The organism is Micromonospora echinofusca (assembly GCF_017614955.1).
Taxonomy (GTDB): domain Bacteria; phylum Actinomycetota; class Actinomycetes; order Mycobacteriales; family Micromonosporaceae; genus Micromonospora; species Micromonospora echinofusca_A.
The window spans coordinates 1-10763 of record NZ_WVUH01000256.1 but is presented as its reverse complement, the minus strand read 5'-3'; the positions used below and the strand labels follow the sequence as shown (position 1 = coordinate 10763).

Here is a 10763-nt window from a genome sequence, read left to right as displayed (position 1 = left end):
CCCGTGGACGGTGGCCCCGGACCCGGTGGTCGCCCCCCGCCCCGGTGGTGGCGGCGGCTGGCTCTGGACCATCGACCCGGCGCAGTTCACCGACGTCGACGGCCGCAAGTACCTCTACTACGGCAGCTACTACGGCGGGATCTCGGTCACCGAGCTGACCCCGGACGGGCTGCGGGCGGTGGGGCAGCCGACCCTGGTGGCCATCGACAACAAGTTCGAGGGCAGTCACGTCGTCCGGCACGACGGGTACTACTACCTCTTCGCCTCCACGGCGAACTGCTGCGCCGGGCCGGCCACCGGCTACTCGGTCCACGTCGGACGGTCGACCAGCCCCCGGGGTCCGTTCACCGACGCCGACGGGCTACCGCTGGTCGCCTCCCGGGCCGGCGGCACCCCGGTGCTCACCCAGAACGGCAACCGCTGGATCGGTACCGGCCACAACGGGTTCCTCACCGACCTGACCGGCCAGGACTGGCTGGTCTACCACGCCATCGACCGGGCCGACCCGTACCTCGACGAGCCGTTCGGGATCAACGAGCGGCCGATGCTGCTGGACCGGCTCGACTGGATCGACGGCTGGCCGACCGTCCGGGCCGGGGCCGGTCCCTCCGACGGCCGCACCGAGGCACCGGTGACCACCGGCGCCGTCGACGGGCGCTTCGACCGGCCGGCGTTGACCGGCTGGCGGGTCACCGACGGCGCCTGGCAGGTCGTCGGCACCGGGCCGACCGGCCGGCTGGCCGGTACCGGCGCACTGGTCAGCCGGCGGGCCCTCGGCGGTGACGTCCGCGTCGAGACCGACCTGCGGCTGACCTCCACCGGCCCGGCCACCGGCGGAGCGTCCGGGCTGATCCTGGACGGCGTGGCGGTCCTGGTCGACCCGGCGGCCGGGCGGCTGACCGTGCACGCCGGGGACGCCACGCTCGGCAGCGCCCCGCTGCCCGCCGGGTTCACCGGCCGGGACTGGCACAACCTGGCGGTCGAGGTACGCGGCCGGCAGCTCGTCGCCGAACTGAGCCCGGCCCGGCTCGGCGACCAGGTCGCCACCCTGTCGGTACGGCTGGACCGGCCGGTCGCCGGGCCGGTCGGGGTACGCGCCGACGGGCCCGCCGAGTTCGACAACCTCAGCGGCACCCGGCTGTACCAACCGGTCCACCGGGCGGTACCCGCACCCCGGGTCGGCGCGCTGCTGCCCGCGTACTCCGACGAGTTCGACGGGGGCACGACCGGCGCCGGCTGGCAGTGGGTACGCCCGGACGACCGGGTCACCGTGGCCGGTGGCGCGCTGCGCTGGCCGGTGCAGTCGGCCGACCTGGTCGGCACCGGCAACACCGCCGGGGTGCTGCTGCGCGACGCCCCGGACGGCGACTACGTGGTGGAGACCAAGCTGACCCTGGACCTGGGCGAGGAGACGGTCCGCAACTACCAGCAGGCCGGCCTGGTGGCGTACGTCGACGACGACCGGTTCGCCCGGCTGAGCCAGGTCGCCATCTGGAACACCCGACAGGTCGAGTACGGCTACGAACTGCCGTTCGGCGACGGGCTGGCCTACGGCGGGAACATCGGCGCCGCCCCGGCCACCACGACCTGGCTCCGGCTGGCCCACCGGGTCGACCCGGTCAGCGGTGAGCACGAGTTCCGGGCCGGATCCAGCCGGGACGGTACGCACTGGACCTGGTCCGGGGTGTGGACCTTCCCGGCCGGTACCACCCCGCGCATCGGGCTGGTCGCGCACGGCGGCGCCGAACCGGCGGTGACCGCCGAGTTCGACTACCTCCACGTGTACCGGTAGAAGGTAAGGAAGGGCCCCTTGTTATCGCTTTCCGTTGTACAAGGGGCCCTTCCTAACAACGTGATCAGTTCACCGTGCAGGGTGTCCCGTTCACCGCGAAGCCGACCGGGGCGGCGTTGGTGCCGCTGTACGTCGCGTTGAAGCCGACGCTCACCGACCCCTTCACCGCTACGGTGCCGTTCCAGCTCTCGTTGGTCACCGTCACCTGCTGGCCGCTCTGGCTGAACTTCGCCGACCAGCCCTGGGTGACCTGCTGGTTGCCGGTGAAGCGGAAGGTCAGCGTCCAGTTCGGCCAGGCGCTCGCCCCGGTGTTGGCGACCGCGATGCTGCCGGTGAAGCCGGTGCTCCAACTGTTCGCCGCGTACGTCACCCGGCAGCCGCCGGTCGGCGGTTCACCGCCACCGGTGGTGCGCACGGTCACCGACGCCGACGGCGCGGAGAGCTGCCCCGCCGACCTGCTCGGCCGCCCAGTTGCCCAGCCAGACCAGGGCCGAGTTCCAGTTGATCGCCATCTCGTTGACCGAGTACGCGCCGATGTCGGCGACGAAGCACTTCTGCGTCCGGTGATGGGAGTGGGCCACCTGCCGGACCGGCCGAGCACGGATCGTCGACGGTCGGGCAGACCACCGATGGGAGCGCTATCAAGAGGATAGACCACGGCGCATCACCGGTAGAGCCGATCAGAACGGGACGACGCTGCGGTCCGTGCTGTCGTAGCTGCGCGCGGCCACGAAGCGGCCGGGTGGGGGCGGGGCACCGACGACCGCACGGCCCCGGCCGAGGTCCGTCGCGCCGAAGCGCAGCGCCAGACTCAGGTGCGGAGTCCACCGACCCGGCTCGTGCCACGGGTTGCGCCCACCCACACCGTCCAGGGCCCGCCACACCGCAGCCTGGAGGGCGAGCAGCTCCGGCGCCGGAGCGAGCCGCCACACCAGCGGATGTACCCCGTCCAGCAGGTCGACCGCCTCCGGCCGGGCGGTCAACGGCAGCGCGTCGGCCAGCAGGCCGGCCAGCCGTCGCGCGACGTCCGGCGGTAGGTGGTCGGCACTGGCCAGGGTCAGGTGCGGCCGGTTGGTGGGATGCGTGTTCCGGGCCAGGCTGGGCAGCCCGGCCTGCGCCAGCCGCTCCCAGGCGGCCCGCACCGCGCGCTCCAGGGCAGGGCAGCAGAGCAGCTCGACGGTGCGCACCGGGTCAGGCTAACCACGGCCCGTGGGCGGTGGAGGGGCGGTCGTCGGAACCGGCCGGTGGGGGTGATGGAAAGCTTGCGGGTACGAGTTCCGCCGGTGGCCGTACCCGGGTGCCGGCCCGACGCCCGCTACCCGGTGCCCAGGGCCTGCACCGCCGTCCGGACCACGGCGGTCAGCAGCACCTCGTCCAGGGGTTCCATGACCGCGGTGACGTGCACGGTCACCAGGTTGTGCCCGATCCGGACGAGCACGAACGCCGCATGACCGGTGATCCGCGTCCGCCCCTGCCCGTACGAAAGCTGCTGGTCCAGTCGCCAGGACTGTTCACCCGACACGGGTGGCGGCTGCCCGCCCACCGTGAAGACGAAGGGTTCCCCGCCACCGGCGTCCCGCACCGTGAACCGGCGGCAGGCCGACCGGGCCGCCTCGGCGGCGGCGAAGACGCTGGCGGGCACCGGTGCGGCGTGCGACGTGACGGTCACCGAGATGCGCGTCGACGCCACCCCCACCGGGCCGCGCGGGGTCTCGTAGCGCACCTCCGCCCGGGCGCGGCGGCCCGGGGTGAGCGGATCGAGGTACGCGTCGCTGGCGAGCGGCTCGCAGGCGGCCGGCTCGACGCGCGACTCCCCACCGTCGGTGGACGCCGACGCCACCTGCCAGTTACGGGGCAGGACGTCGCGTACCGCCTCCGCCGCCGCCCGCACCTGGGCGGGGGTGAGCAGCCGGCCGGCGGTGTCCGGGGCCGGGGTGCCGGACGCCGGGTCGGGGCGCTGCGGCGACGGACCGACCGTCGGCACCCCGGTGGGCCGGCCGGCCGTCGGCGGGCCGGGCAACGGGACGGTCCCGGCGTCGCCCACCGCGTACACCAGCACGGGCAGGACGGCCGCCGAACCCGCGACCCGGGCCACGGTCACCCACCGACCGCTGCGGACCCGACCGTTCCCGACCCGGGCCGGGCGGGCCGGCAGGGTCAGCAGCAGCGGCAGGGTCAACGCGGCCAGACAGCCGAACCAGACCAGCGGGGTCACCACGTGCACCTGGACGGCACCGGGGCCCCCACCCCGCCCGGTCACCGCCGAGTGCAGGTACTGCCCGACCCCGGTCAGTGCCGCCACGGACCAGCCGCCGACCAGTGCCCAGGCCACCGACCAGCGGTCCCGCCGCCAGCCCAGGGCGACCAGCAGCAGCCACCCAGCGAGGGCACAGAGCAGCCAGCGCTGCTGGGCGAGGCGTACCGCCCGGTCCAGGTCGGCCGGCGGGGCGAAACGGGTCCAGAGCACGGCCGCGCCGCCGACGATCCCGACCACGGCCACCACCGCCCGACCGGTCGTCGACCGTGCGGCGACGGCAGCCGGCCCGGCGCCGGGCAGGAGCGCCGCCAGCACCACCGGTACCGCCAGCGCCAACAACGGCCACCCGCTGCGGGGCAGCGCGAAGACCAGCCAGTTCCGGACCGCACCGGGGACGGCCAGGCCGGCCGACAGCGCCGGCAGCAGCCAGAGCACGGCGACCGCGCCGGCCAGCGCGGCTCCCGCCATCGGCACGGCACGCTGCGCGCCGCGCCGGTTCGGCGCCCCGGCGGGTACCGTCGCCACCGCCGTGAGCAGCACGCTCAGCCCCACGGCGGCGGCGGCGAACGCACCGGCCAGTCCGGCGACCAGCAACGTGGCGCCCGGCCCGCCCGAGGAGCGGAACAACCCGGACTCCCCCGGCTGTGGGAAGCCCAGCACCACCAGCGCGGCGCCGGCGGTGCCGAGCGTCACGCCGGTCAGCGGCCGCCACCACGCGGGGGCGGTCCCACCGGCCTCCGCGAGCCGGGCCCGCCGGGTCAGGGCGGACAGCAGCCCGGCGACGAGCAGCACCGCGTGCACACCGACCGCCACCGGCGGGGCGAGCCAGCCCTGCGCCGGTTGGTGCAGGGCCCGGGTGATCCCGTCGGCGGCGACCATCGCCAGGAGCGCGACCGCACCCACCACCGACGCGTGCAGCAACCCACCGTCGTACCCGACCGCCCGGGTGGCGAGCGCGTCGAGCCGGCGCAGCGGGTCCGGGTGTCGGGCCAGCGGTCTCGGCCACCGGCGCGGCCCGGTACGGCGCGCTGCGGCGGCGGTCAGCAGCGCGGCGAGCGCCGCGCCGTGACCGGCCTGCACCGCATGCCGGTCCGCCTCCCGCTCCCGGGCCCGGAGCAGGGCCGCCGCGAGCACGGCGGTCAGCGCGGCCAGCACGGCGGCGCGGGCGAGCACGGTGACGGCGACCGGGTTCGCCCCGAACGACGCCAGTTCGAGCAGCACGGCGGCGACCATCACCGGTACCGGCAGCCAGACCAGCCCCCGCACCACGGCAACCCAGCCCACGTCCCCGGCACGGACGTGGGCGAGTTCGTGCTCGACGACCGGGTCGAACCGGTACGGGTCCCGGTGCGTGACCGCGACGGCGGCGGGCAGCACCACGGTCGGCCGGCGTCCGACCGTGCCGGTGGTGAACGCCTGCCGGACCGGCGGACCCGCCACCCGCAACCGGGGCCGGCGCCGACCGGTGAGCCCGTTACGGTCGCAGAGCACCGCGAACCGGGCGTCCGCTCCCGGCACCGACAGTCGGGGGCCGGCGCGCCGCAGCCGCCACCGGTCGACGAGTGGTACCAGGACCAGCAGCGACGCGGCAACGGCCAGTACCACACCCACCCCGGCGAGCAGGACGAACCCGCGTGCCCGGGAGGCTCCGGCGAAACAGTCGCTGAACGCGGCCAGTTCCCCGCTGTCGTGTTGCCAGGGGTGGGCCCGGCTACAGGTCTCCAACGCGACCGCCCAGGGCAGGCTGCGTGACCGGTCGGCGACGAAGAAGGCCGCGCCGGCGTTGCTCCCGACCGCGGCCAGGGCAGCCAGGACGAGCACGTAGAGCCAACCGAGCCGGTACGGGGTACCGGCAGCCGGTGGACGGTCGTCGGCCCGCGGGAGACCGGCGGCCGGTGTGCCGGTCACGATTCGGCAGTGGTGACGGTGGCCCCGACGGCGGCGTCGGCGAGCAGTGCGGCCGACTCGGGTGACAGGCCCAGCGCGAGGGCGTGCCGCTGGCAGGCGTCGCGCAGGTGGCGGGCCTGCGCCGGGGTCAGCGTGCCGGCCGGGCCGGATACCGGTGGCGGGCCGGTCGGCCCGGGGTCCGCCGGGCCGGGATCGGCCTGCTCGGCATCCGCCTCGGTGGGCCCGGCATCCGCCTCGGTGGGCCCGGCGGCCATCTCGGTGGGCCCGGCGGCCTCGACCGCAGGCGGGGTGGCCGCCCGGCGGCGGCGCCGCCAGCGGACCCCGGCAGCCGTCGCGGTGAGCACCAGCACCTCGCCGACGGCAGCGGCCACCGTCTGGAGGGCGACCTCACTCAGCAGGGTCGCGTCGACGCCGAACCCGACGGACCCGCCCGGGGCGGACCATCTGGCTGGCCCGGTCGACTGTCGACGCCGCCACTCGTCGGCCACCTGGTCGAAGACCTCGGTCTCCTCGGGCGCGAGCCGGACGACCGCCCGGCGGGCCGCTTCGACGATCATTTCGGTGGGGGGATTCTGCTGACCGGTCACGCGCCCATCGTGCCCACCCGACGCCACCGCCGGGAAGCCTCGGGTAAGGTTCCCGGCACCCGGGGTAGCGACGGGCGGCCGGGGCGGACGTTATCCCCCGGTCGTCGGAACCGGCCGTCGGGGGTGATGGAAAGCTTGCGGGTATGAGTTCCGAGAACGTAGTGCCCGATCCGCCGACCAGCAGCCCGGTCAGCACCGACGACGACACCACCAGCTTCGCTGATCTGGGGTTACGGACCGAACTGCTGGACGCGTTGGGTGCCCTCGGCTACGAGGAACCGACCCCGATCCAGCGGGAGGCGATCCCGCCGCTGATCGCCGGGGACGATCTGCTCGGCCAGGCGGCCACCGGCACCGGTAAGACCGCCGCGTTCGCACTGCCGATGCTGCACCGGCTGCCGGCGGAGCGGCCCACCGGTGACCCGGTGGCGCTGGTCCTGGTGCCGACCCGGGAGCTGGCGGTGCAGGTGTCCGAGGCGTTCCACCGGTACGGGCGGCAGTTGGGCGTACGGGTGCTGCCGATCTACGGCGGCCAGCCGATCGGCCGCCAGTTGCGCGCCCTGGACAGCGGGGTGGACGTGGTGGTGGCCACGCCGGGCCGGGCGCTGGACCACATCTCCCGGGGTACGCTGCGCCTCGGTGCCCTGACGACGGTGGTGCTGGACGAGGCCGACGAGATGCTCGACATGGGCTTCGCCGAGGACATCGAGGCGATCCTGGTCCATGCGCCGCAGGAGCGGCAGACGGTGCTCTTCTCGGCGACGATGCCGGCCCGGATCGACGGGATGGCCCGGCAGCACCTGCGGGAGCCGGTCCGGATCGAGATCGGCCGCCCGGCGCCGGTCTCCGGGGAGGCGCCGCTGGTACGGCAGAGCGCGTACGTGGTGGCGCGGGCGTACAAGCCGGCCGCGCTGGGCCGGGTGCTGGACGTGGAGTCGCCGACCGCAGCGATCGTGTTCTGCCGCAGCCGGGAGGAGGTGGACCGGCTGACCGAGACGATGAACGGTCGGGGCTACCGGGCGGAGGCCCTGCACGGCGGGATGAGCCAGGAGCAGCGGGACCGGGTGATGGGCCGGCTGCGCGCCGGTACGGCGGACCTGCTGGTGGCCACCGACGTGGCGGCCCGGGGACTGGACATCGAACAGCTCACCCACGTGGTCAACTACGACGTGCCGTCGGCGCCGGAGTCGTACGTGCACCGGATCGGCCGGGTCGGACGGGCCGGCCGGCAGGGGGTGGCGATCACCCTCGCCGAGCCCCGGGAACACCGGATGCTCAAGACCATCGAGCGGGTGACCGGGCAGCGGATCTCGATCGAGCGGGTACCGACCGTGGCGGACCTGCGGACCCGGCGACTGGAGTCGACCCGGGCCGCGCTGCACGAGAGCCTGCTCGAGGACGACCTGGAGCCGTTCCGGGTGATCGTGGAGACCCTCACCGACGAGTTCGACGTGATGGAGGTGGCGCTCGCCGCGGTGAAGCTGGCCCACGAGGCGTCCGGGGTCACCGTGGACGAGGAGGAGATCCCCCAGGTGGCGCTGCGCAGCGAGCGGGAGGCCCGGCCCCGGCGGGAGACCGGCGGCCGGGACGACCGGCGGGGCGGCGGCCGGCCCCGGAGCGGCGGGATGACCTGTCTCTTCATCGGTCTGGGCCGGCGGGCCGGGGTCCGGCCGCAGGATCTGGTCGGGGCGATCACCGGAGAGACCCAGGTGCGCGGCCGGGAGATCGGCTCGATCGAGATCGCCGACCGGTTCTCCCTGGTCGAGGTGCCCAGCGCCGCCGCCGACGAGGTGATCGCCGGGCTACGGGACAGCACCATCAAGGGCCGCAGGGTCACCGTCCGCCGGGACCGGGACCGGGAGCACTGAGTCCGTTGGCGGGGGTGGTCCGGGTACCCGGACCACCCCCGCCGCGACTCGGCGGAGGGCGCACGGCCCCGCCGCGAAGCTCCGGGGACGTCCGGCCCGAGCCAGCCGTCAGAAGGCGTACGGTCCGAGGCGTCCCCAGGCGACCAGCGCTGCCAGCAGCAGCAGGACGACGTTGACGCCGCTCGCCGGGTACTCCCGGAGCCGGGCGTGCACCACGACCGCTCCCGCCGGTTACGCGTCGACCCAGGCCATCCTGGTGCGGAGCTGTTCCTTCGGCTGGCTCAGCTTGAACAGGCCGGCCGCCGCGAAGGCCAGGGCCAGCAGGATCTGCACGATCCACAACAGGGTGTTCATGGGGTGTCTCCCGGGGATGGGCACGCGAAGAGCGGATGAGCGAACTGGCCGCCCTGGTCAACGGCTCACGGTCCCGGCTCTCCCACCTGGTCGGGCGACTGGAACGGCAGGGCTGGGTCCGGCGGGAACGCGCCGAGGGCGACGGCCGGGGCTGGCGCGCGGTGCTGACCGACACCGGGTACGCCACGGTGGTGGCCGCCGCCCCCGGTCACGTGGCCCAGGTCAGGTCGCTGGTCTTCGACGCGCTGACCCCGACCCAGCAGGCCCAGCTCGACGAGATCTGCACCGCACTGCTGACCCGCCTCGATCCGCCCTGCCTGGGTCCGTCCTGCTGACCCGGCAGAATGCGCCGGTACCGGCTCAGGCCGGGTACGGGCCGAACCGGGCCCAGGCGAGCAGCGCCGCCAGGACCAGCACCAGCAGGCTGAGCGCGATCGCCACGCGGTCACCCATCCGGGCGAAGACCGGCACCGAGCAGATCATGACGAGTACGACGACGAGGGCCGCCACCGGGGTGAGTACCGAGGCGGTCCCGGTGGCGGCCGGCACGACCAGACCGATGGCGGTGAGCAGCTCGACGGCACCGAGGGCCCGCACGGCGAACCCCGGCACCGCCCTCGCCCAGGGCATACCGTCGCGCAGCTTCGCCACCGGCTGGGTGAGTTTGACCAGGCCGGCGCTGGTGAAGGCGACAGCGATCCCGATCTGCACGATCCACAGCAGAACGTTCACCCCGCACCTCCTCCCCCGGCACCGACGTCAGCTGATCGTCAGCAGCAGGCTACGGCCGGCCACCGGACTCGTCCACGGATCCGTCATCGGAGCAACACAACTCCGGCGGCACCGGCACGGACAGGGACGCGACAGGTGCCCCGCACCCGGCGACCGGACCTGAGCGGATCCGGCTCAAGTGCGTACCCGACAGGCCCGTTCCTGAGTATGAGCCGGGTCACGAACACGTGCGGGCAGGCCGCCGGGACCGCTTCCGAACGCGAATGACCCGCCATTCTGTCAGGAATTACCGACCACCTTCCGGGAATTGTTGCGAATTCGGGCCGCGATAGGCGAAACTACAACCACAGCTACGTTACACAGGGAGTAACCACATATGGCAAGGAAAGTAATCACCGTCCTCACCGACGACCTCGACGGCGGAAAAGCCGATCGGACCGTCGAGTTCGGCATCGACGGGGTCAACTACACCATTGATTTGTCCGACCAGAATGCCGGCCTGCTGCGGAAGGCCCTCGACCCGTACATCAACGCGGGCAGTCGGATCGGCCGTGGCGGCATCACCCCCTCCCGACCAGCCCGCACAGCCAGCCGGCCGGGCACCACACCGATTGACCGCGACCAGAACCGGGCGATCCGGGAATGGGCCGCCGAGAACGGGTTCGAGATCTCGGCCCGGGGCCGCATCCCGGCCAACGTGGTCACCGCCTTCAAGAACCGCTGAGCCACCGGGCGGACGTTGCCCGTCCACCGCGTCCGCCCACCTGCCTGCCGGCCCGGCCGTCATTTCGCGCGCCGGGCCGTAGGCTCCGTACGCTTTCCCCGGCTAACACACCCACTCCGTGCGGAACCGGTTGCCGGCTTCGCCAGATCCACGACGAAACGTTGCCACCCGACCGGTTCACCCTGGTCGGGCAACCCATCCGTCGACCCGGCGGCGACAATGCCCACCGGCCGACCGCAACGCGGATGCGACCGCGCCGCCCCGCCGGCCGGGGTCGCCCCACCGCCACGGGCGGTGCCGTCGGTCAGCCGAAACTGAGATGGTCGAAGGCGAACCCGCCGACCAGTTCGGCCCGCCGTCGGCCCAGTTCCACGAAACGCCGGACGACCTCGGCCCGATCGTCCGGCACCGGGTCGGCGGAGCGCAGCCGCTCCCCGATCGCCACCGCAGCCAGGTCCTCGGCGAGCCGTTCCGGGGGCACCCCGCAGGAGAAGCGGTGCGGCCAGAGCAGTACCCGTTCGAAGAGGCAGCGCCCCTCCCC

The 10763-nt window shown here is 74.2% G+C and carries 11 protein-coding genes and 1 pseudogene; 4 read left to right on the top strand and 8 right to left on the bottom strand.

Annotated elements, in window-relative coordinates:
* Positions 1-1792 (top strand): family 43 glycosylhydrolase (locus GSF22_RS24185; RefSeq protein WP_208816030.1); only part of this gene is annotated, 1792 nt, incomplete at its 5' end.
* A gap of 64 nt (positions 1793-1856) precedes the next feature.
* Here GSF22_RS24185 and GSF22_RS35820 read toward each other — a convergent pair.
* The 5 genes from GSF22_RS35820 to GSF22_RS24160 all read right to left on the bottom strand — a co-directional run bounded on the left by GSF22_RS35820 (position 1857) and on the right by GSF22_RS24160 (position 6544).
* Positions 1857-2213, bottom strand: a complete 357-nt coding sequence (locus GSF22_RS35820) for a cellulose binding domain-containing protein (RefSeq protein ID WP_208816029.1) — start codon at positions 2211-2213, stop codon at positions 1857-1859.
* On the bottom strand, positions 2185-2373 hold the full coding sequence (locus tag GSF22_RS35815) for a glycoside hydrolase family 9 protein (RefSeq protein WP_208816028.1): 189 nt from the start codon (positions 2371-2373) through the stop codon (positions 2185-2187). The genes GSF22_RS35820 and GSF22_RS35815 overlap by 29 nt, the downstream gene beginning before the upstream one ends.
* A gap of 99 nt (positions 2374-2472) precedes the next feature.
* Complete coding sequence (locus GSF22_RS24170) at positions 2473-2979, bottom strand: 2'-5' RNA ligase family protein (RefSeq protein WP_208816027.1); 507 nt, start codon at positions 2977-2979, stop codon at positions 2473-2475.
* A gap of 128 nt (positions 2980-3107) precedes the next feature.
* Complete coding sequence (locus GSF22_RS24165) at positions 3108-5957, bottom strand: M48 family metalloprotease (protein ID WP_208816026.1); 2850 nt, start codon at positions 5955-5957, stop codon at positions 3108-3110.
* Positions 5954-6544 (bottom strand): hypothetical protein, encoded by a 591-nt coding sequence (locus tag GSF22_RS24160; RefSeq protein WP_208816025.1) that lies wholly within the window; start codon positions 6542-6544, stop codon positions 5954-5956. Before GSF22_RS24160 ends, GSF22_RS24165 begins: the two co-directional genes overlap by 4 nt.
* Positions 6545-6687: 143 nt before the next feature.
* Between GSF22_RS24160 and GSF22_RS24155 the strand changes: the two genes are divergently transcribed.
* A complete protein-coding gene (locus GSF22_RS24155) occupies positions 6688-8412 on the top strand; it encodes a DEAD/DEAH box helicase (RefSeq protein ID WP_208816024.1) in 1725 nt (574 codons plus the stop codon).
* 231 nt (positions 8413-8643) lie between these two features.
* On the opposite strand, the gene GSF22_RS35810 is transcribed toward GSF22_RS24155, so the two are convergent.
* Entirely contained in the window at positions 8644-8766 is a 123-nt protein-coding gene (locus tag GSF22_RS35810) for a hypothetical protein (protein WP_307804272.1), read from the bottom strand.
* Positions 8767-8801: 35 nt separating this feature from the next.
* Here GSF22_RS35810 and GSF22_RS24145 point away from each other — a divergent pair, with 35 nt between their 5' ends.
* A complete protein-coding gene (locus GSF22_RS24145) occupies positions 8802-9101 on the top strand; it encodes a MarR family winged helix-turn-helix transcriptional regulator (protein ID WP_208816023.1) in 300 nt (99 codons plus the stop codon).
* Between the two features lie 25 nt (positions 9102-9126).
* Here GSF22_RS24145 and GSF22_RS24140 read toward each other — a convergent pair whose 3' ends face one another.
* Positions 9127-9498 carry a DoxX family protein gene (locus GSF22_RS24140; protein WP_208816022.1) on the bottom strand — a complete coding sequence of 124 codons (372 nt, stop codon included), beginning with the start codon at positions 9496-9498 and terminating at the stop codon, positions 9127-9129.
* 376 nt (positions 9499-9874) lie between these two features.
* Between GSF22_RS24140 and GSF22_RS24135 the strand changes: the two genes are divergently transcribed.
* Positions 9875-10222 (top strand): histone-like nucleoid-structuring protein Lsr2, encoded by a 348-nt coding sequence (locus tag GSF22_RS24135; RefSeq protein ID WP_208816021.1) that lies wholly within the window; start codon positions 9875-9877, stop codon positions 10220-10222.
* Between the two features lie 304 nt (positions 10223-10526).
* Here the strand turns inward: GSF22_RS24135 and GSF22_RS24130 are convergent.
* Positions 10527-10763 (bottom strand): annotated as a pseudogene (locus GSF22_RS24130) (hypothetical protein); the annotation flags it as partial.